The sequence below is a fragment of the Fulvimonas sp. R45 genome, assembly GCF_030504985.1.
GTDB lineage: Bacteria > Pseudomonadota > Gammaproteobacteria > Xanthomonadales > Rhodanobacteraceae > Rhodanobacter_A.
This window is the reverse complement of record NZ_JASERU010000007.1, coordinates 40090-60736: the sequence shown is the minus strand read 5'-3', so window position 1 is coordinate 60736 and position 20647 is coordinate 40090. Positions and strand designations below refer to the sequence as shown.

Below are 20647 nucleotides of genomic sequence, written 5' to 3'. Positions count from 1 at the left end.
AGGACTCCGCGGTGGTCGAACGAAAGAGGCCGGGCCGTCGCCGGCCCGGCCTCCATCCTAGCGTGCGGACGCGGGCGCGTCCTGTACCCCGGCCGACTACTTCGCGGGCTTCGCGCCTTCCGGCCTGCCGTCGGCGTCGAGCACCTCGACCGGGCCCAGCTTCAGCGCGCGCACCGACGGCCCGATCTTCTTCAGGTCGCCGACGATCACCCAGGTGAGCTGGTCGGGCTTGATCACCTCGTCGGCCGCCGCCTGCACCGCCTTGTCGTCCTGCCCCTCGATGCGCGACTTCAGCGTCTGCACGTAGTCGTCCGGGCGGTGGTACAGGGCGATGCCCTGCATCGCGCCCAGCACGGCACGCACGGTCTGGTACTCGCCGGGCATCGCGCGCACGTCGTTGTCCTTGATCTTCCGGATCTCGGCATGCGTCAGCGGCTTCGGTCCCACGATGGCCCGCGCCTCCTTCAAGGCCTCGCTGACCGACGGCGCGGTCTGGTCGGTCTGCACCGGCGCGTAGATCAGGAACGGCCGCTGCCCCACTGCCGGCTGCAGGAAGCTGAAGGCGCCGTAGGCCCAGTGCTTGCCTTCGCGCAGGTTCATGTTGAGGCGCGAGGTGAAGGTGCCGCCGAAGGCGCCGTTCATGGTGCCGATCTCGAGGTTGTTCGGCGCCTCGGTGGACGGCGCCACCTCGCCGGCCAGGATCACCGACTGCAGCGAGCCCGGGCGGTCCATCAGGAACACGCGCGCGTGGCCGGGGTAGCCGACCTTGGCGATGTTCTTCTTCGGCACCGGCGTGGCCGGGGCCTTCCAGTCGCCGAAGGCGGCGTTGAGTTCCGGCACGATCTTCGCCAGCGTGGTGTCGCCGGCGACTAGGATCCTGACGTTGTCCGGCCGCACGAAGTCGCGCATGAAGGCGCGCATGTCGTCCGCCGTGAGCGCCTTGACCGAGGCCTCGGTGCCCGAGCCGGTGAACGGGATCGCGTAGGCGTGGCCCTTGCCGTACAGCAGCGGCGGCAGGGTGCGCAGCGCGAGGCCGATCGGCCGGGCCTTTTCCTGCTCGATGCCGGCCAGCCACTGGCCGCGCAGGCGTGCGGTGTCGGCGGGGCGGAACGCCGGGTTGCGCGCGATGTCGGCCATCAGCTGCAGCGAGGGCACCACCTGGTCGGCCAGCGCGTCCAGCGTGATGCTGCAGTAGTCCAGCCCGCAGCCGGAGGCGATGTAGCTGCCCAGGCGCTGCCGGCGCTTGGCGATCTCGACCGAGTCGAGGTCCTTCGTGCCCTCGTCGAGCATCGCCATCGTGAAGCTGGACGTGCCCAGCTTGCGGCCCTGGTCGGCGGCGTAGCCGGCATCGAACAGCAGCTCGGTCTGCACCAGCGGCACGCCGTGGCGTTCGGCCAGGGTCACCTCGATGCCGTTGTCGAGCCGGGCATGCTGCAGGGTCGGGAAGCTCAGGTCGGGGAAGCTGGTGACGGCGGGCACGCCCTTGCTGCGGTCGACGTCGCTCTTGACCGTGTGCCAGTCGTGCTTCGCCGCCGGCATCGGCGCGGGCGCGCCGGGCGCGGGGCCGAGGCCGCCGGTCTCGGCCACGTCGGCGGTGGAGGCCTGCTGGCCCTTGGCCAACGGCGACACGGTGAGCGTGTAGTCGCCCTTGCCGATCCACTGCCGCGCCGCGTCGCGCACCTGCTGCGGCGTGGCCGCCATCACCGCGGCCAGGTCCTTGCGCCACGCGCCCGGGTCGCCCTGGTACACCTGCGAGGCCGCCAGCAGGGTGGCCTTGCCGGAGAAGCCGCCGACGTCCTCCAGCCGGCGCACGTAGCCGGCGCGAAGGGTGGTCTTGGCACGCTGCAGTTCGTCCTCGGTGGGACCGTCCTCGAGGAAGGCCTTCCATACGTCGGCCACCGCGGCCTCGACCTTCGCCGGGTCGACCCCCTTCTTCACGTCCACTTCCAGGTTGAATTGCGAGGCCAGCTCGCCGGTGTCCTGGCTGGCGGAGACGTCGTCGGCCAGCTTGTCCTGGTAGACCAGCCGCTGGTACAGGCGCGAGGTCTTGCTGCCGCCGAGCACGGTGGCGGCCAGGCTGAGCAGGTTGTCGGCCTCGGTGCCGCCGTGCGGGGTGTTCCACTCGCGGTAGACGTGTACCTGCGGCACGTCCATCGCCATCGTGCCGCGGGTGGAGGCGTCGCGCGGGAAGGTCCACGGCGCCAGCTTCGCCACCGGCGGGCCGGAGGGGATCTCGCCGAAATATTTCAGCGCCTTGGCCTTCGCCTCGGCCGGGGTGATGTCGCCGACCAGCACCAGGGTGGCGTTGGCGGCGCCGTAGTAGGTGCGGAACCAGGTCCTGAAGTCGTCCAGCGAGGCGGCGTTCAAGTCCTTCATCGAACCGATGGTGTCGTGGTGGTACGGGTGGTTCGACGGGTAGGCGTTGGCTTCGATGTTCTCCTGCACGCGCAGCCCATAGGGCTGGTTTTCGTCCTGGCGCTTCTCGTTCTGCACCACGCCGCGCTGCTGGTTCACCTCGTCCTGGGCCAGGCCGTCGAGCAGCCAGCCCATGCGGTCGGACTCCATCCACAGCGCCATGTCCACCGCGGTGGTGGGCACGGTCTCGAAGTAGTTGGTGCGGTCGTTGGCGGTGGTGCCGTTCATGCCGGTGGCGCCCACCTTCTCGAACGGCTGGAAGTAGTTGCCGTCGTGGTGGCCGGAGCGCTCGAACATCAGGTGCTCGAACAGGTGCGCGTAGCCGCTCTTGCCAATCGGTTCGCGGGCGGAGCCCACGTGGTACCACACCGCCACCGCCACCACCGGCGCCTTGTGGTCCTCGCTGACCACCACGGTAAGACCATTGGGCAGGGTGAAGCGGGTGAAGGGGATGTCCGGCAGGACCGCGGCGGCGGGCGTGTCGGCGGGCGCGGCCAGGGCCGGCGCGGCGCCGGCTCCCAGGGTGAGCAGGCCCGCGATGAGCAGGGCGAGGGGCTTGCGGTTCACGTTCAACCTCCTGTTGCACGGATGGCGGCCGGTCGGGCCGGAAAGTCACGATCTATTCACACCGCCATCACCTTGTCCAGAATCGCAAGTCATGCCACGCCGCGGACAGCGCAGGTGTCCGGTGCACTGTCCGCTGTCGGGCGGGCAGTGTCCGCGAACACTTCGCGCGCCACGGAACCTTCCTGGAAAACTCTATTGAATCATGTAGATGCATGCGAATCGATGGCTGGCACGGTGCTTGCCATATCCCTGGTGCGGGCCAATCACGGCCCATCTGCCAAGGAGACCAGCCATGAACTTCGAGAGCCTGATGCTGCGCAGCCTGTTCGTCGCCACCCTGCTGGCCTGCGGGCTGGCGTTCGTCGCCATGTTCCACCCGCTGCCGCAGGGCGCGCAGCTGGCCAGCACCACCGGCAGCGCCCTGCTGTCGGCCGCCCCGGTGGCCTGCGCCCTGCCGGCGGATGGCGTGGTGTGCCCGCTGCAGCCGGCCGGTTGAGCGTGCGCCGCAGCGGCATCCGGCGATAATGGCCGGATGCTGCATGTCATCCTGTTCAACCCGGAAATACCGCCGAACACCGGCAACGCGATCCGCCTGTGCGCCAATACCGGCGCCGCGCTGCACCTGATCCGCCCGCTCGGCTTCGCGCTCGACGACGCGCGCCTGCGCCGCGCGGGCCTGGACTACCACGAATACGCCCGCGTGGCGGTGCATGACAGCCTGGACGCCTGCCTCGACGCGATCGGCCGTCCGCGCGTGTTCGCCTACTCCACCCGCGGCCGCACGGCCCACGTGGATGCGCGTTACGAAAACGGCGATGCGCTGCTGTTCGGCTGCGAGACCGCCGGCCTGCCGGACATCGTGCTCGATGCGATTCCGCCCGAGCGGCGGCTGCGCCTGCCGATGCGGCCGGAAAGCCGCAGCCTCAATCTTTCCAATGCGGTGGCGGTCGCCGTGTACGAGGCGTGGCGGCAGCTGGGCTTCCCCGGCGCCGCCGGCTGAAGAGCCCCTCGCCCGCGTCCGTCCGCCCGCTACAATCGCGGCATGAATGCCTCCGCCCCCAACGTCTGGCTGCCGCGCCCCCTGCGCAAGCTCGCCGGGCGCGCGCTGGAAACCGCGCTCAACCATACCCTGTCACTGGACCCGGACACGCGACACGCGCTGGCCGCGCTGGACGGCCGCCGCGTGCTGCTGCACCTGCGCGGCCCGGAGCTGGCGCTGGCCGTGACGGTGGAAGGCGAACGCCTGTGCGTCGGTCCACCCGACGACGGCGACGCCCTGCGCGTGGCCGCCACGCCCGGCAGCCTGCTGGCGATGGCGCTGCGCCGCGGCGACGACGGCGTGGCGCCGGGCAAGGTGGAGATCGCCGGCGACGCCGACCTCGCGCGCCGGCTGCAGAAGCTGGCCGACCGCTTCGAGCCGGATTTCGAGGAAGCCTTCGCGCGCAGCTTCGGCGACGTGCTGGGCGTGCCGCTGGCGAAGGCCGTGCGCAAGGCGCTGCTGCACGCGAAGGACGGCGCCAGCCATCTCGCCGAGGACGGCGCCGCCTGGCTGCGTGACGAGACCCGCGTGGCGGTCGCGCCCGGCGAGGTGGAGGATTTCCTCGACGGCGTGGACGCGCTGCGCGAACGCAATGAGCGGCTGGAGGCCCGGCTCGCGCGGCTGGAGCGCCGGCTGAAGGGCGCCGCGGCATGACGCCGCTGTCCGTCGTGCCGCGCCTGTTGCGCGTCGCCGTGGTGCTGCTGCGCTACCGGCTCGACGAGCTGGTCGAGGCCACCCACCTGTTTCGCCCGCTGAAACTGCTGCGCCCGCTGCTCGGCCGGCCGGTGGTCGACGTGCGCGCCCTGTCGCGCGGCGCGCGGCTGCGGCTGGCGCTCACCGAACTGGGGCCGATCTTCGTCAAGGCCGGCCAGGTGCTGTCCACCCGCCGCGACCTGGTGCCCGCCGACATCGCCGACGAGCTGGCCCTGCTGCAGGACCAGGTGCCGCCCTTTCCCGGCGCCGAGGCCAAGGCCATCGTCGAGGCCGAACTGAAGGCGCCGGTCGATCGCCTGTACGCCCGGTTCGACGAAGCCCCGCTGGCCTCCGCCTCGATCGCCCAGGTGCACGCCGCGGTGCTGCACGACGGGCGCGAGGTGGTGGTGAAGGTGCTGCGCCCCGGCATCGAGGCGCGGATCGCGCGCGACGTGAAGCTGCTGCGCTCGCTGGGCGAACTGGCGCAGCGCTGGCACCCCAACGCCGACAAGATCCGCCCGCTCGACGTGGTGGCCGAGGTCGAGAAGATGCTGGAGAACGAGCTGGACCTGCAGCGCGAGGGCGCCAGCGCCAGCCTGCTCCGGCGCAATTTCGCCAGCGGCGTCGACCTGTACGTGCCCGAGGTGCACTGGGAGCTGACCACCGCCCGCGCGCTCACGCTGGAACGCGTGCACGGCGTCAGCTGCGATGACATCGCCGCCATCGACGCCGCCGGCATCGACCGCAAGCGGCTGGCCGCCAAGGGCGTGCGGATCTTCTACGAGCAGGTGTTCCGCGACAACTTCTTCCACGCCGACGCGCACCCCGGCAACATCTGGGTGGACCCGCTGCGCACGGCCGAGCCGCGCTTCATCGCGCTGGACTTCGGCATCATGGGCTCGCTGCCCGAGACCGACCAGTACTGGCTGGCGCAGAACTTCATCGCGCTGTTCGAGCGCGACTACGCGCGCATCGCCAAGCTGCACGTCGACGCCGGCTGGATGCCGCCCAGCGTGCGCCTGGACGAGCTGGAGGCGGCGGTGCGCACCGTGTGCGAGCCGTACTTCACCCGCCCGCTGTCGCAGATCTCGCTGGCCGAGCTGGTGGTGAAGCTGTTCCAGACCGCGCGCCGCTTCGAGCTGACCCTGCAGCCGCAACTGATCCTGCTGCAGAAGACCCTGCTCAACATCGAGGGGGTGGGCCGGTTGCTCGATCCGGACATCGATATCTGGGCGGTGGCGCATCCAGTGCTCAAGCGCATCCTGCGCGAGCGCTACAGCCCGCTGCGCACGCTGGGCGAGGTGCGCAAGCGCCTGCCCGAGTGGTTCCACATCGCACCGCAGTTGCCCGAACTGGTGCACGGCGCGCTGCAGCGCGTGGCGCTGGGCGAGCAACGTCTGCTCGCCGACGCCGACGCGCTGAGCCACCAGACCCGGCTGGTGCGACGCCTGCTGCACATGATGGGCAGCGGCCTGCTCGGCGCCGCGCTGCTGGTCAGCGCCACCCTGCTGTGGGCGCTGGCGCCGCAGCACGGTGCGTGGCCGCCGCTGGGCCTGGGTGCGGCCGGCCTGCTGGCGTTCGCCTGGGGCTGGTCGCGACGCGCCTGACTTCTCTTCTCCTCTCCCTGCTTGCAGGGGAGGCCGGGAGGGGGGCTCTTGCCAGTCGCCCCCAGACAAAAGCCCCCCTCCCCAACCCTCCCCTGCACGCAGGGGAGGGAGCCCATACGGTGACGCATGACGCCCATCGACATCCTCTACCAGGACGATGCCCTCGTTGCGGTGAACAAGCCCGCGGGCCTGCCCGTGCACCGCTCGAAGATGGTGAACGACGCCGAGGCCTACCTCGTGGACGCGCTGCGCGAACAGCTCGGCGGCCACGTCTACCTGGCGCACCGGCTCGACCGCGCCACCAGCGGCGTGCTGCTGGTGGCGCGCTCCAGCGAGGTCGCTGCGGCGCTGGGCGAGCAGTTCATGGGCCGCGACGTGCGCAAGCAGTACCTCGTGGTGGTGCGCGGCTGGCCGGAGCCGGCCGAGGGCGCGGTCGACCATCCGCTGCCCGGCGCGCGCGAGACCGGTCCGCGCCGCGAGGCGCGCACGCGCTACCGGCGCCTCGCCACGGTAGAGGTGCCGATCGCGCTGGGCCGCTATCCGCAGCAACGCTACGCCCTGCTGCTGGCCGAGCCGGAGAGCGGCCGCTTCCGCCAGATCCGCAAGCACCTGGCGCACATCCATCACCCGGTGATCGGCGATTGCCAGCACGGCCGCGGCGACCACAACCGACTGTACAAGCAGCACTTCGGCTGCCACCGCATGCTGCTGCATGCGTGGCGGCTGGATTTCCGCCACCCGCTGAGCGGCGCGGCGATGACGCTGGAGGCGCCGCTGGACCACGCCTACGCAGCCCTGCTGGAACGCTTTGGCTGGATCGAAGCCATGCTCTGCCAAACTCGTTCCTCCTGAGCGTAGCGCCGCAGGCGCGAAGTCGAAGGACAACCGGCCCCGTACGAAAAGCCCCTCTCCCCTCGGGAGAGGGGTTGGGTGAGAGTTCGGCCGCAGGGCGATGGCCACGTTCCCGCCGACGGGCAAGCTTCCGCTTCGCCCGCACCCTCATCCGTCGCTGCGCGCCACCTTCTCCCGGAGGGAGAAGGAAAAGCCACGTCTCGCCGGGCACAGATGCTCGCGCAAGGCTTCGACTCCGCCGCTGCGCGGCTACGCTCAGCCCGAACGGCATCGGGGAATCGAACGGACGTGCGCGCACCTCGCCCGTCGACGCGCTTCCCCCTAAACTTCCCCCATGCTGAGCATCAGCCGCACCCTCTCCCTGCCCGAGTCCGAGCTGGTCGTGCGCTTCCTGCGCGCCGACGGCCCCGGCGGCCAGCACGTCAACCGCACCGAGAGCGCGGTGGAACTGCGCTTCGACGTGGCGCGCTCGCCTTCGTTGCCGGACGCGGTGCGCGAACGGCTGCTGGCGCGGCGCGACCGCCGCCTCACCGACGACGGCGTGCTGGTGATCCAGGCCCGCCGCTTCCGCGACCAGGGCCGCAACCGCGAGGACGCACGCGCGCGACTGGTGGAAATCGTCCGCGCCGTGCTGGTGCCGCCGAAGCAGCGCGTGGCGACGAAGCCCACCCGCGCCTCGAAGGAACGCCGCCTCGCCGGCAAGCAGCAGCGCGGCAAGCTGAAGCAATTGCGCTCGACGAAGCCGGGACTGGAATGAAGGGCGGCGTCCCGACGCCCGCGCAACTGCCTCCGCGCATGCCGCGGCTGCGCGACAACTGGCGCCGCCGGCTGTGCCGCGGCGTGTTGCACCTGTGCGGCTGGAGCCTGGTCGGCGAATTCCCCGACACGCCGAAGCTGGTGCTGATCGCGGTGCCGCACTCCTCGTGGTGGGACGGCGTCTGGGGCCTGCTGATGAAGGCCGCGATCGGCGCCGACGTGAACTTCATGGCCAAGCGCGAGCTGTTCCGCGGCCCGCTGGGCGCGCTGCTGCGCAAGCTCGGCGGCATTCCCATCGACCGCGGCGCGGCGATGGGCGTGGTGGAACAGATGACCGAACGCTTTCGCCGCCAGCAGGCGTTGTGGCTGGGCATCGCGCCGGAAGGCACGCGCCGCCACGTGCCGCAATGGAAGAGCGGTTTCTGGCGCATCGCCCGCGACGCCGGCGTGCCGGTGTTCCCGGTCGCCTTCCACTACCCGGACAAGACCATCCACCTCGGCCCGCCGCTGGACACCACCGGCGACATGGCCGCCGACACCGCACGGCTGCGCGCGTTCTACGCACCGTTCCAGGGCAAATACCACGGCCTGTGACCCATGACCGGCATCCAGCACTACGACGCCTTCCTGCTCGCCTGCATCGCGCTCAACCTCACGCCCGGGCTGGACACGTTCTACATCCTTGCGCGCAGCGGGCGCGAGGGACACGCCGTGGGCCTGGGCGCCGCGCTGGGCATCAACGCCGGCTGCGTGGTGCACACGCTGGCCGCGGTGCTGGGGCTGTCGGCGATCCTGATGACCTCGGCGCTGGCGTTCTCGGTGCTGAAGTACCTGGGCGCGGCCTACCTGGTGTGGATCGGCCTGCGCATGCTGCTCGCGCGGCAAGCGGTGCGCGCGCCCACCGAGACGCGCGGCCGCGGCTTCGCCGCCGCCTTCCGCCAGGGCATGCTCACCAACGTGCTGAACCCCAAGGTGGCGCTGTTCTACCTGGCCTTCCTGCCGCAGTTCATCGTCCCGCATGCCGCCCATCCGCAGCTCGGCCTGTTGCTGCTGGGGCTGAGCTTCATCGCCACCGGCCTCACCTGGTCGCTGGTGCTGGCCATGGCCGGCAGCCGCATCCATCGCCTGCTGCAACGGCGGCCGCGGATCGGCACGTGGATGGACCGGGTGTGCGGCGGCGTGCTGCTGGCGTTCGGGCTGCGCCTGGCCTTGCAGCCGCGCGGCTGATTGGCACCGGCCTACCGCCCGGAGTGCCCCGGCTCGTCGTAGTCGCGATGGGTCAACAGCCCCGGCCGGATCAGGTCGATGAAGGCGCGCGCCTCGGCGCTGAGGAACTTGCCCTTGCGCATCACCACGCCGTAGCTGCGCTGCGGGAAGTACTGCTTCATGTTGTGCACGGCCAGCCGCGCCCGGTCGGCCCCGGTGATGCAGATGCCGGTGACGATGGATATCCCCAGGCCCATCGCCACGTATTCCTTGATCACGTCCCAGCCGCCCACCTCGATCGCCACCTGGTACGGCACCTGGTTCTGCTGGAACACCAGGTCCACCAGCCGGTAGGTGGACAGCCGCTGCGGCGGCAGGATCAGGCCGTAGGGCGACAGGTCGCGCAGCGCCACCGATTCCTTCCCCGCCAGCGGATGATCCAGCGGCGCGATCAGCATGGGATCGTACTGGCGCACCGGCGCCCAGGCGATGTCGTTGGGCACGTCCAGCATCGAGCCGACGGCGAAGTCGGCCTTGTCCTCGCGCAGCATCGCCAGGCCGTCCTTGCCGGTGACGTTGGCCAGCTGCAGTTGCACGGCGGGGAAGCGCTCGCGGTAGCGGCGCACCAGCTCCGGCAGCAGGTACTGGATGGTGGAGGTGCCCGCGGCGATGACCAGCTTGCCGGCCTGCAGGCCCCTGGCGCGGGCCTGGAAGTCGCGGTCGAGGTTGTCCCAGCCCTCCACCAGCGGGCGCGCCAGCTCGTACAGCGCCTCGCCCGCGTCGGTGAGATTGACGCGCCGGCGCCGACGCTCCAGCAGGACGGCGCCCAGTTCCCGCTCCAGCGCCTGCAGCTGCAGGCTGACCGTGGGCTGGGACAGGTACAGCGCCTCGGCGGCGCGGCTCAGCGTGCCCAGCTTCACCGTGGCGACGAAGGCGCGCAGCTGCTTGTGGCGGTTGCCCTTGTAGTAGAAGCGGCTGCCGGAGTCCGGGGAGGCCTCCGGCCGGCCACGCTTTTTCGCCGCCTCGCGGGGCGGCTTCCTCGGCTTGTTCGGCGTCTCGGGCAGCCTTTTCATCGCTTTTATTCAACAACTTGCAATCTGCATTTGCAATGTCAATGCCATGAATTGAAATATTCTCTTTGTCAAATCCTGTCCCGACGTCCTAGCTTCGAGCCACACCCGCAGTGGAGAAGCCCATGGCCGTGCCCCAGGAACGACTCGCCCCCGCCACCGCCCGGCTGGACGCCGGCGCCCGCGGCTACGGGGACATCCTCACTCCCGCGGCGCTGGCCTTCCTCGGTCGCCTGCACCGCCGCTTCGACGCCCGCCGGCGCGAACTGCTGGCCGCCCGCCGCGAGCGCCAGGCCCGCTGGGACGCCGGCGAACTGCCGGATTTCCGCGCCGACACCGCCGCGATCCGCGATTGCGAGTGGACGGTGGCGCCGATCCCGCCCGCGCTGCGGGACCGGCGCGTGGAGATCACCGGCCCGGTCGAGCGCAAGATGGTCATCAATGCGCTGAACTCCGGCGCCAAGGTGTTCATGGCCGACTTCGAGGATTCCTCGGCGCCCAGCTTCGCCAACCAGATGGACGGCCAGGTGAACCTGCGCGACGCGGTGGCCGGCACGCTGGCATACACCTCGCCCGAGGGCAGGCACTACCGCGTGAACCCGGACCCGGCGGTGCTGGTGGTGCGTCCGCGCGGCTGGCACCTGCCCGAGCGTCACCTCGCCGTCGACGGCGAGACCATGGCCGGCGCGCTGGTGGACTTCGGCCTGTTCGCGTTCCACAACGCCCGCGCCCTGCACGCGCGCGACCGCGGCCCCTACTTCTACCTGCCCAAGCTGGAGGCGATGGAGGAAGCCGCGCTTTGGGACGAGGCGATGGCCTTCGCCGAGGACGAACTCGGCCTGCCCACCGGCTGCATGAAGGCCACCGTGCTGATCGAGACCCTGCCCGCCGCGTTCCAGATGGACGAGATCCTGCACGCGCTGCGCGGGCGCGCGGTCGGCCTCAACTGCGGGCGCTGGGACTACATCTTCTCCTACCTCAAGACCCTGCGCGGCCACCGCGACCGCCTGCTGCCCGAGCGCGGCCAGGTGCAGATGACGGTGCCGTTCCTGAAGGCCTATTCGGAACTGCTGATCCAGACCTGCCACAAGCGCGGCGCCTTCGCCATGGGCGGCATGGCGGCGCAGATCCCGATCAAGGGCGACGAGGCCGCCAACGAAGCCGCGCTGGCCAAGGTGCGCGCCGACAAGCTGCGCGAGGTGAAGGCCGGCCACGACGGCACCTGGGTGGCGCACCCCGCGCTGGTGCCGGTGGCGCGGGCCGTCTTCGACGAATACATGCCCGAGCCCAACCAGCGCGACGTGGAACGCGAGGACGTGCGCGTCACCCGCGAGCAGTTGCTGGCGCCCTGCGCCGGCACCATCACCCGCGCCGGCTTCGACAACAACGTGGAGGTGGCGCTGCGCTACACCGCCGCGTGGCTGGACGGGCTGGGCTGCGTGCCGATCCACCACCTGATGGAGGACGCCGCCACCGCCGAGATCGCCCGCGCACAGTTGTGGCAATGGCTGCACCACGCCGACGCTTCGGCCGGCGGGGCGCCGGCCGGGGGCGGGCTGGCCTTCTCCGACGGCGCGCCGATCGACTTCGCGCTGTTCGACCAGACGCTGGCCGCGCACGTCCATCGCCTGCGCGACAGCGACGTGCCCGGCGCCGGCCGCGTGGACGAGGCCGCCAAACTGCTCGCCACGCTGACCCACGCCGACACGCTCGGCGATTTCCTCACCCTGCCGGCCTACGACCGGCTTTGACGCCATTCCTTCCCCTCCGGGGAAGGTGCCCGAAGGGCGGATGAGGGTTCGGCCAGCACCGAGCATTTCGCTTGAACCGCGCCCTCTCCCCAACCCCTTTCCCGCAAGCGGGAAAGGGGCTCGAAACCACGGAGCCATGCCATGAAGACCTCGCTGCCGACTGCCGAACAGATCACCCTGGACTGGGCCAACAACCCGCGCTGGACCGGCATCCGCCGCCATTACACCGCCGAGGACGTGGTGCGCCTGCGCGGCACCGTCGCGGTGGAGCACTCGCTGGCCCGCCGCGGCGCCGAGCGGCTGTGGAAGTCGCTGCACACGGAAGACTTCGTCAACGCGCTGGGCGCGCTCACCGGCAACCAGGCCATGCAACAGGTGAAGGCCGGCCTGCAGGCGATCTACCTCAGCGGCTGGCAGGTCGCCGCCGACGCCAACCTGGCCGGCGAGATGTATCCCGACCAGTCGCTCTACCCCGCCAACTCGGTGCCGCAGGTGGTCAGGCGCATCAACAACACCCTGCTGCGCGCCGACCAGCTGCACCACGCCGAGGGCGACGACGCGATCGACTGGCTGGTGCCGATCGTGGCCGACGCCGAGGCCGGCTTCGGCGGCGTGCTCAACGCCTTCGAGCTGATGAAGGCGATGATCGAGGCCGGCGCCGCCGGCGTGCACTTCGAGGACCAGCTCGCCAGCGTGAAGAAGTGCGGCCACATGGGCGGCAAGGTGCTGGTGCCCACCCGCGAGGCGGTCGACAAGCTCAACGCCGCGCGCCTGGCCGCCGACGTGGCCGGCGTGCCCACCCTGATCGTGGCGCGCACTGATGCTGACGCGGCCGACCTACTCACTTCCGACATCGACGCCAACGACCGGCCCTTCCTCACCGGCGAGCGCACCGTCGAAGGCTTCTTCCGGGTCAAGGCCGGCCTCGACCAGGCGATCAGCCGCGGCCTGGCCTACGCGCCCTACGCCGACCTGGTGTGGTGCGAGACCAGCAAGCCGAACCTGGACGACGCGCGCCGTTTCGCCGAGGCGATCCACGCCAGGTTCCCGGGCAAGCTGCTGGCCTACAACTGCTCGCCCAGCTTCAACTGGAAGAAGCACCTGGACGACGCCACCATCGCCCGCTTCCAGCGCGAACTGGGTGCGATGGGCTACAAGTTCCAGTTCATCACCCTGGCAGGCTTCCACAGCCTGAACTACGGCATGTTCGAGCTGGCGCACGGCTACGCGCGCCGCCAGATGAGCGCCTTCGTGGAACTGCAGGAAAAGGAATTCGCCGCCGCCGGACGCGGCTTCACCGCGGTGAAGCACCAGCGCGAGGTGGGCACCGGCTATTTTGACGCGGTGACGCAGGCGATCCAGCAGGGCCAGTCCTCGACCACCGCGCTGAAGGGCTCGACCGAGGAGGCGCAGTTCCAGCGCATCGCCGCGGCGTGACCACTGCCCCTCCCCCTGCGCGCAGGGGGAGGGGTCATGCCTGGCCGCCGGAGCGGGCCGGCGGCACCAGCACAATCACCGTCCAGCCCGGCCGCGGCTCCAGCTCGCGCTTGGCCAGGGCCACCCGCAGCGCGCCCTTCTCCTCCACGCCAAACAGCAGCACGCTGTCCGAGCCGTACTGCTCCACGAAGTGCGGCCAGTCGAAGGTGGCGCTGAGCCGGGTGGACTTGATCCGCCAGCCTCGCGCCAGTAGCTCGGCGAAGCGCGCGTGGGTCATCGCCTCGTCGAACAGCGGCGGCGCCAGCAGGTTGTCGGCCAGCGCGGCGCGCTCGGTACTCTCCTGCGGCGCGAGGTTGCGCAGGCGGTACACCTTCTCGCGGCCGAACTCCTGCCGGTAGTGCACACAGGCCAGGGTATTGCGCTCGCGGTGGGTGGACATCGCCAGCAGACGCCCGATGCCGGCCAGGTCCAGGTGGCGCTCCGCATGCGGCGAGGCCGGGTTGCCGAAGAAAGTGGCCAGCCCTTCCATGCGCGCACGGCGGATGCCGTCCCAGTCGTCGTCGGCCAGCACCACCCGAACGCCCTCGTCCTTCAGCGCGCGGCCCACCGCGCGCGCCACCGCGTCGGAGCCGAAGATCAGCACGCCGCGCGGCTCCGGCTCGGCCACCTTCAGCCACTTCGCCAGCGGCCGCGCGGTGGCGCTTTGCAGCACCACCGTGCCGATGATCAGGATGAACACCAGCGGCACCAGCGCATCGGCGCCTTCCACGCCCAGCTTGCCGAGGCGCAGCGCGAACAGCGCCGACACCGAGGCCGCCACGATGCCGCGCGGCGCCACCCAGGCGATCAGCGCGCGCTCGCGCCAGTTCAGCCCGCCGCCGATCGTGGCCAGCACCGCGGTCAGCGGCCGCACCACGAACTGCGCTGCGAGGAACACCGCGATGCCGGCCCACAGCATGCCGTCGGGCAGCGGCCAGTGCAGCCGCGCCGCCAGCAGGATGAACAGCAGCGACACCAGCAGCGTGGTGAGGCTTTCCTTGAAATCCAGGATGTCGTCGATGTGCACGCTGCGCATGTTGCCCAGCGCGATGCCCATCACCGTCACCGCGAGCAGGCCGGACTCGTGGGCCAGCGCGTTCGACGCGCCGAACGCCAGCAGCACCCCCGCCAGCGTGGCGTAGTTCTGCAAGTACTCGGGCACCAGTTGGCGGCGCAGCAGGAAGCCCAGCAGCAGCGCGCCCAGCGCCCCGATCAGCGCGCCGCAGGCCACCGTGCCCAGGAACACGCCGATGGTATGGCCCTGTTGGCGCGACACGATCGCCTCGAAGATCAGCACCGCGAACAGCGCGCCCAGCGGATCGATCACGATGCCTTCCCAGCGCAGCGTGTTGGCGATGCGCGCCGCCGGGCGCAGCGTGCGCAGCAGCGGGGCGATCACCGTGGGGCCGGTGACGCAGGTCAGCGCGCCGAACAGCCAGGCGATCTCCCAGCGCACCCCGGCGATCCAGTGCGCGCAGGCCGCCAGCAGCAGCAGCGCCGCGACGGCGCCGTAGCTGACCAGCCCGCGCACCGCGCCGCCGATGCCGCGCAGCTCGTGGAAGCGCAGCGTGAGGCTGCCCTCGAACAGGATCACCGCCACCGCCAGCGAGACCAGCGGGAACAGCAGATCGCCCAGCAGCTTGTCCGGCCGCAGCAGGCCGGTGACCGGACCCAGCACGATGCCGGCCAGCAGCAGGAACAGGATCGCCGGCAGCTTCACCCGCCAGGCCAGCCACTGGCACAGGAAGCCCACCACCAGCATGCCGGTCAGCACCAGGCCGGTTTCCAGAGTCATGCGCGATCCTTGTCGATGGCCGACGGAGGTCTATCGGAGCATGCGCGACACGGCGCGTCCAGCCATCGAAGAGGGAGCCGGTCCATGTTCCGGCGCCATGCGGGGGGCGCGAGGAACATGGCCGGCTCCAGGGCCATGTCCGGTATCGACACGGGGGGGAGGGGATCCGATACCGGGTGGCAGGGCGGGTTCATAAAATGAACTGGCCGGTGCAGATAATACCGGGTGCGACGCCGCTGTCAATACTCCACGGTTCAATAATGTGGCATGGCCTGCGCGGGGCTCAGAGCCTGTTCAAGATCTCCCCGTGGCCCGCGCCGGGAGCTGTTTGCGCGCAGACCAAGGAAGAGCGAAGGAGTGGACGTCCACGACGGAGCGATGATGCAGGAATGTGGGCCAACAGACCCGGCCCTCCGGGTTGCCTTGCCTTGGCCGCCATGCGGCAGCGCGCGACTGGACCCCTGCCTTCGCAGGGGCAGGCTCTGCCCGCCAGGCAGGCGCTGCGCCACGCACTCCCACCGGGCGGCCAGGGCAAGGCAACGCGAGCTACGGGGAGATCTTGAACAGGCTCTCAGAAACGGCGGTACTGCAGCGCCTCGGCCAGGTGTGCCCGGTCCAGCACGGCTGCGCCGCCATCGAGGTCGGCGATGGTGCGCGCCACGCGCAGCACGCGGTGGTAGGCGCGGGCGGACAGGCCCAGGCGCTCCAGCGCGGCGTCGAACCAGCGCCGTTCGGCCTGGCCCAGCGCGCAGTCGCGTTCCAGCTCGCGCGTGCTGATCTCGGCGTTCGGGCGGCCCGCGCGCATCAGCGCATGCTGACGCGCCCGCACCACCCGGGCGCGCACGGTAGCCGAGTCCTCGTCGTAGACGCTGCGCGGGGCACCCAGTTCGGCCAGCGGCACGCGCGGCACTTCCACGCACAGGTCGATGCGGTCCAGCAGTGGACCGGAGATGCGCCCGCGGTAGCGCGCGAGCTGGTCCGGCGAGCACCGGCAGCGCGGTTCGCCGGCATAGCCGCAGGGGCACGGGTTCATCGCCGCCACCAGCTGGAACTGGGCCGGGAAGGTGCATTGCCGCGCCGCGCGCGAGATCACGATGCTGCCGGACTCCAGCGGCTCGCGCAGCACGTCCAGCACGTGCCGGCTGAACTCCGGCAGTTCGTCCAGGAACAGCACGCCGTTGTGCGCGAGCGAGATTTCGCCCGGTCGCGGCTGCGAACCGCCGCCGACCAGGGCCACCGCCGAGGCGGTGTGGTGCGGCGCGCGGAACGGGCGCCGGCGCCAGTGCGCCGGGTCGACCGCCTGCCCCGCCACCGACAGCACGGCGCAGGTCTCCAGCGCCTCCGGCTCGCTCAGCGGCGGCAGGATGCCGGGCAGGCGCTCGGCCAGCATGGTCTTGCCGGTGCCGGGCGGGCCGGACATCAGCATGTGGTGGCCGCCGGTGGCGGCGATCTCGAGCGCGCGCCGCGCCTGCAGTTGGCCGCGCACGTCGATCAGGTCGGGACCGGCGCCGGCGGCGTCGCCAGAGGTGGCGGCGGCCGGCGTGGCCAGATCCTGTGCGCCGCGCAGCCAGCCGCAGACCTCGGCCAGGGTGTCGGCCACGCGCACGTCGGCATCGGACACCAGCGCGGCCTCGGCCGCGTTGGCGCGCGGCACCACCACCCGCCGCCGGCGCGCGCGCGCGCGCAGCAGCGCCGGCAGCACGCCGGACACGCCGCGCAGGTCGCCGGACAGCGCCAGCTCGCCGAGGAATTCGCAGTCGTCCAGCCGCTCGCGCGGCACCTGGTGGCCGGCGGCCAGGATGCCCAGCGCGATGGCCAGGTCGAAGCGGCCGCCGTCCTTGGGCAGCTCGGCCGGCGCCAGGTTCACGGTGACCTTGCGGTTGGGGTATTCGAACGCGGTGTTCTGGATCGCCACGCGCACGCGGTCGCGCGCCTCGCGCACGGCCGCCTCGGGCAGGCCGACAATGTTGGTGCCCGGCAGGCCGCCGGACAGGTGCACCTCGACCATGACCTGTGGCGCGGCCACGCCCTCCTGGGCGCGGCTGAGGGTGACGGCAAGGCTCATGCCGGGAGCGGGGCAATACCGGAGGCGTCGCCGATCATGGTATCCATCGAGCGACTCCATCGGACTGCTGAGGAAAACAACCGCCCCCGATCGCTCTCGGGGTGAGGGTGACGGATCGGGGGCGGCTCCCGGGAACTGGCCTTACGACCCGCGGGCGGCCGCTATGGCCTCGAGTTCGGCCACGCGTCGTTCCAGTTCCTCCACCCGGGCACGCGTGCGCGCCAGCAGCTGGCTCTGGACCTCGAATTCCTCGCGGGTAACCAGTTCGAGGCGGCGCAATCCCTGTGCCAGGACATCACGAAAATTGGCGCGCAGATCCTTTTGCGCGTCTGCCAATCCTGGCGGTACCAACGAAGCAAGTCGCAGGGCAATTTGGTCGATGTCCAGCCTTTCCATCATGGAAGGCGCCTCGAACTCGTCATGGAAGAGTTTAGGGACCGGGGGTTCGCGCTCGCCATCGGCTGGCTCCACTGGGATATGTAGGCATTCTCCTACATCACGCGACAGCACGTCGTGCGGCAGGCACAATGCATGGGTGGCGTCGCCCGCGGCGCCGGTTGACGAGGACGATGCATGAAACTGGTGGTGGCGATCATCAAGCCGTTCAAGCTGGACGATGTGCGCGAGGCGCTGGCCGAGGTCGGCGTGCAGGGCATCACGGTGACCGAGGTGAAGGGCTTCGGCCGCCAGAAGGGCCATACCGAGCTGTATCGCGGTGCCGAGTACGTGGTCGACTTCCTGCCCAAGATCAAGCTGGAGGTGGCGGTGGCGGACGAACAGCTCGACCGCGTGGTGGAAGCCATCTCGCAATCCGCCCGTACCGGCAAGATCGGCGACGGCAAGATCTTCGTCAGCGCGCTGGAGCAGGTGATCCGGATTCGTACCGGGGAGCTGGACGGGGACGCGCTGTAGGCTGTTCCTCCCTCTCCCCTCCGGGGAGAGGTCGGGGTGAGGGACCAACCCCGCGGGACTTTGTGTGCAGGGCACGCTTTGGATGGGGCGTTGCCGCGAGCACCCGCCCCTCACCTCAATCCTCTCCCCGGAGGGGAGAGGAGGGAACGCGGTGGGCGGGGCCGCTTTTTTACGCGCAGCGGTGTACGCAGCCTTACCGCACGGCCGGGGCTTCTTCTTTTGTTTTCAGCGCGCTTGCGCGCTGAAAACGGCGATGGTGCACCAGCAGGCCGCTGTAGTAGGCGATGTAGTAGCCCACCAGCAGGCCGATCACCAGCATCGTCAGCGGGCTGGACTGGTAGCCCATCGGCACCATCGAGCCCGCCGGCGCGCCGGCGGCCAGCGCCTGCGCCTGCTGCATCTGCGGCCACAGCACCAGGAAACGCCAGGCCAGCCGGCCCAGCAGCAGCGCGGTGAGCAATGCGCCGATCCAGGGATTGGGCAGGTAGCAATCACCCTTCGCCGGATCGGTCTCGAAGCGGGTCAGGCGCAGGCCGAGCAGGCCGAGCGGCGCGCCGGCGACCGCGCCGCCCAGCACGCCCTCGGCCAGCCGGATGTCGTGCAGGCCGCCGAGCATCAGCAGGCAGCCGATCGCCGCGAAGATCGCGATGCGCGCGATCATCCGCTTGCGCCGGATCGGCTGGCGGCCGAACTGGCGGCTGACCCGGCGCCAGACCATCAGGGCCACCAGCGGCACCATGATCGCGTAGCTCATCAGATGGGAAGGCATGTCCGGGCGTCCGGCAGGGAGATTGCGCACAGCCTAGCCCGGGCGTGCGCGGCGCGCGACTGAAACTCCACAGCCGACGCGCATGACGCCTGTCATGCGCGCGTGGGCGCCGTTACTTCGCCTTGCCCTGGTTGGCCACCGCGGCGGTCTTGGCGGCGATCGCCTCGGCGTCGCCCAGGTAGTAGCGGCGCAGCGGCTTCAGCTGGTCGTCGAACTCGTACACCAGCGGCACGCCGTTGGGGATGTTGAGCTCCACGATGTCGGCGTCGGAAATGTTGTCGAGGTACTTCACCAGCGCGCGCAGCGAATTGCCGTGCGCGGCCACCACCACGCGCCGGCCGGCCCTGATCGCCGGCGCCAGCACCTCGTGCCAGTACGGCAGCACGCGCGCCACGGTGTCCTTGAGGCATTCGGTGTCGGGGATCTGCGCCGGCGCCAGCGCGGCGTAGCGCGGGTCGTGCACCGATTCGTTCGCGCCGCGCTCGAGCGGCGGCGGCGGGATGTCGTAGCTGCGGCGCCAGATCTTGACCTGCTCGTCGCCGTACTTCGCCGCGGTCTCGGCCTTGTTGAGGCCGGTGAGTGCCCCGTAGTGGCGCTCGTTGAGGCGCCAGTCGGTGTGCACCGGCAGCCACATCTGCTCCATCGCGTCGAGCACGCCCCACAGCGTGCGCACCGCGCGCCTGAGCACCGAGGTGTGCGCCACGTCGAATTCGAAACCCTCCCGCTTCAGCAGCTCGCCCGCCTCGCGCGCCTCGGCGATGCCCTGGGCGGTGAGGTCGACGTCGGCCCAGCCGCTGAAGCGGTTGTCGAGGTTCCACTGCGACTGGCCGTGGCGGATCAGGACGAGCTTGTGCATGGCGTCGGGATTCTTGGCGGGTGAAGCCCGGAATGGTGAGGCCGCGGCCGGCGGCGCGTCAAATCCGTCCCTGCCGAAGGTCACGCTAAACCCGGCGTCCCGCGGGTGCATCCTATAGCCGATTCCCTACACGAATGGAGCCTTGTCATGCGCCGTATCCTGCTTTCCCTCGCCCTGCTGCTGCCGCTGGCCGCGGTCGCCTCCGACAACGACCTTCACAAGGTCAACGGCGACGTGCGCGTCGAGGCTGGCCAGCACGCCGGCACCGCCAAGAGCGTCAACGGTGACGTGGACGTGGGCGACCACGCCGTGGTGGAACTGGCCAGCAGCGTGAACGGCTCGGTATCGCTGGGTACGCAGGCCGAGGCCGGCGAGCTGCATACCGTCAACGGTTCGATCACGGTCGCCGCCGGCGGCAAGGTCGGCGGCCTGGTCAAGGCGGTCAATGGCGACATCACCCTGGCGCAGGGCGCCCAGGTGGACGGCCATCTCTCCAACGTCAACGGCGCCATCCGGCTGGATGACGCCCACGTGGCCGGCGGCATCGGCACCGTGGCCGGCAACATCACGGTGGGCGCGAACTCGCGCGTGGAAGGCGGCATCCTGGTCGACAAGCCGAACAACGGCGGCTGGTTCCACTGGGGCAACGGCGACGGGCGCAAGCCGGTGATCGTGATCGGCCCGCACGCCGTGGTGCAGGGCACGCTGGAATTCCGCCGCCCGGTGGTGCTGAAGGTCAGCGACAGCGCCCAGATCGGCCCGGTGCAGGGCGCCACGGCGGAGAAGTTCAGCGGCGCCACGCCGTAAGAACCTGTTCA

The 20647-nt window shown here is 70.6% G+C and carries 19 protein-coding genes; 12 read left to right on the top strand and 7 right to left on the bottom strand.

The window, feature by feature from the left end:
* Positions 1 to 96 precede the first annotated feature (96 nt).
* Entirely contained in the window at positions 97 to 2982 is a 2886-nt protein-coding gene (locus QMK61_RS08555; protein ID WP_302071771.1) for a pitrilysin family protein, read from the bottom strand.
* Between the two features lie 292 nt (positions 2983 to 3274).
* On the opposite strand from QMK61_RS08555, the gene QMK61_RS08550 reads away from it, so the two are divergent.
* The 8 genes from QMK61_RS08550 to QMK61_RS08515 all read left to right on the top strand — a co-directional run bounded on the left by QMK61_RS08550 (position 3275) and on the right by QMK61_RS08515 (position 9156).
* The gene (locus QMK61_RS08550) at positions 3275 to 3478 is read left to right on the top strand and encodes a hypothetical protein (RefSeq protein ID WP_302071770.1); all 204 of its coding nucleotides are present in this window, start codon (positions 3275 to 3277) and stop codon (positions 3476 to 3478) included.
* A 36-nt stretch (positions 3479 to 3514) separates the two neighbouring features.
* Entirely contained in the window at positions 3515 to 3982 is a 468-nt protein-coding gene (trmL, locus tag QMK61_RS08545; protein ID WP_302071769.1) for a tRNA (uridine(34)/cytosine(34)/5-carboxymethylaminomethyluridine(34)-2'-O)-methyltransferase TrmL, read from the top strand.
* Positions 3983 to 4024: 42 nt separating this feature from the next.
* Complete coding sequence (locus QMK61_RS08540) at positions 4025 to 4675, top strand: SCP2 sterol-binding domain-containing protein (RefSeq protein WP_302071768.1); 651 nt, start codon at positions 4025 to 4027, stop codon at positions 4673 to 4675.
* Positions 4672 to 6321, top strand: a complete 1650-nt coding sequence (gene ubiB / locus QMK61_RS08535; RefSeq protein ID WP_302071767.1) for a ubiquinone biosynthesis regulatory protein kinase UbiB — start codon at positions 4672 to 4674, stop codon at positions 6319 to 6321. Before QMK61_RS08540 ends, ubiB begins: the two co-directional genes overlap by 4 nt.
* A gap of 126 nt (positions 6322 to 6447) precedes the next feature.
* Positions 6448 to 7173, top strand: a complete 726-nt coding sequence (locus QMK61_RS08530; protein ID WP_302071766.1) for a pseudouridine synthase — start codon at positions 6448 to 6450, stop codon at positions 7171 to 7173.
* A 334-nt stretch (positions 7174 to 7507) separates the two neighbouring features.
* On the top strand, positions 7508 to 7930 hold the full coding sequence (arfB, locus tag QMK61_RS08525; protein ID WP_302071765.1) for an alternative ribosome rescue aminoacyl-tRNA hydrolase ArfB: 423 nt from the start codon (positions 7508 to 7510) through the stop codon (positions 7928 to 7930).
* Complete coding sequence (locus tag QMK61_RS08520) at positions 7927 to 8523, top strand: lysophospholipid acyltransferase family protein (RefSeq protein ID WP_302071764.1); 597 nt, start codon at positions 7927 to 7929, stop codon at positions 8521 to 8523. Before arfB ends, QMK61_RS08520 begins: the two co-directional genes overlap by 4 nt.
* 3 nt (positions 8524 to 8526) lie before the next feature.
* Entirely contained in the window at positions 8527 to 9156 is a 630-nt protein-coding gene (locus QMK61_RS08515; protein ID WP_302071763.1) for a LysE family translocator, read from the top strand.
* 11 nt (positions 9157 to 9167) lie between these two features.
* Here the strand turns inward: QMK61_RS08515 and QMK61_RS08510 are convergent, their stop codons facing one another.
* The gene (locus QMK61_RS08510) at positions 9168 to 10208 is read right to left on the bottom strand and encodes a LysR family transcriptional regulator (protein WP_302071762.1); all 1041 of its coding nucleotides are present in this window, start codon (positions 10206 to 10208) and stop codon (positions 9168 to 9170) included.
* Positions 10209 to 10330: 122 nt separating this feature from the next.
* On the opposite strand from QMK61_RS08510, the gene aceB reads away from it, so the two are divergent.
* Together aceB and aceA are read left to right on the top strand one after the other, a co-directional pair.
* Positions 10331 to 11956 (top strand): malate synthase A, encoded by a 1626-nt coding sequence (aceB, locus tag QMK61_RS08505; protein WP_302071761.1) that lies wholly within the window; start codon positions 10331 to 10333, stop codon positions 11954 to 11956.
* A 141-nt stretch (positions 11957 to 12097) separates the two neighbouring features.
* The gene (aceA, locus tag QMK61_RS08500; protein WP_302071760.1) at positions 12098 to 13393 is read left to right on the top strand and encodes an isocitrate lyase; all 1296 of its coding nucleotides are present in this window, start codon (positions 12098 to 12100) and stop codon (positions 13391 to 13393) included.
* Positions 13394 to 13427: 34 nt separating this feature from the next.
* Here aceA and QMK61_RS08495 read toward each other — a convergent pair whose 3' ends face one another.
* The 3 genes from QMK61_RS08495 to QMK61_RS08485 form a co-directional block, all read right to left on the bottom strand.
* Positions 13428 to 15227, bottom strand: a complete 1800-nt coding sequence (locus QMK61_RS08495) for a sodium:proton antiporter (RefSeq protein ID WP_302071759.1) — start codon at positions 15225 to 15227, stop codon at positions 13428 to 13430.
* Positions 15228 to 15798: 571 nt separating this feature from the next.
* Positions 15799 to 17292: a YifB family Mg chelatase-like AAA ATPase gene (locus tag QMK61_RS08490; RefSeq protein WP_302071758.1), complete on the bottom strand. Its 1494-nt coding sequence runs from the start codon at positions 17290 to 17292 to the stop codon at positions 15799 to 15801.
* Positions 17293 to 17433: 141 nt separating this feature from the next.
* Positions 17434 to 17691 (bottom strand): accessory factor UbiK family protein, encoded by a 258-nt coding sequence (locus QMK61_RS08485; protein ID WP_302071757.1) that lies wholly within the window; start codon positions 17689 to 17691, stop codon positions 17434 to 17436.
* Between the two features lie 174 nt (positions 17692 to 17865).
* Here QMK61_RS08485 and glnK point away from each other — a divergent pair, with 174 nt between their 5' ends.
* Positions 17866 to 18204, top strand: a complete 339-nt coding sequence (glnK, locus tag QMK61_RS08480; protein ID WP_302071756.1) for a P-II family nitrogen regulator — start codon at positions 17866 to 17868, stop codon at positions 18202 to 18204.
* Positions 18205 to 18397: 193 nt separating this feature from the next.
* Here glnK and QMK61_RS08475 read toward each other — a convergent pair whose 3' ends face one another.
* Positions 18398 to 18973, bottom strand: coding sequence for a DUF1453 domain-containing protein (locus QMK61_RS08475; RefSeq protein ID WP_302071755.1), 576 nt, complete (start codon positions 18971 to 18973; stop codon positions 18398 to 18400).
* Positions 18974 to 19085: 112 nt separating this feature from the next.
* Complete coding sequence (gene gpmA / locus QMK61_RS08470) at positions 19086 to 19829, bottom strand: 2,3-diphosphoglycerate-dependent phosphoglycerate mutase (protein ID WP_302071754.1); 744 nt, start codon at positions 19827 to 19829, stop codon at positions 19086 to 19088.
* 147 nt (positions 19830 to 19976) lie between these two features.
* On the opposite strand from gpmA, the gene QMK61_RS08465 reads away from it, so the two are divergent.
* A complete protein-coding gene (locus tag QMK61_RS08465) occupies positions 19977 to 20636 on the top strand; it encodes a hypothetical protein (protein ID WP_302071753.1) in 660 nt (219 codons plus the stop codon).
* Positions 20637 to 20647 lie beyond the last annotated feature (11 nt).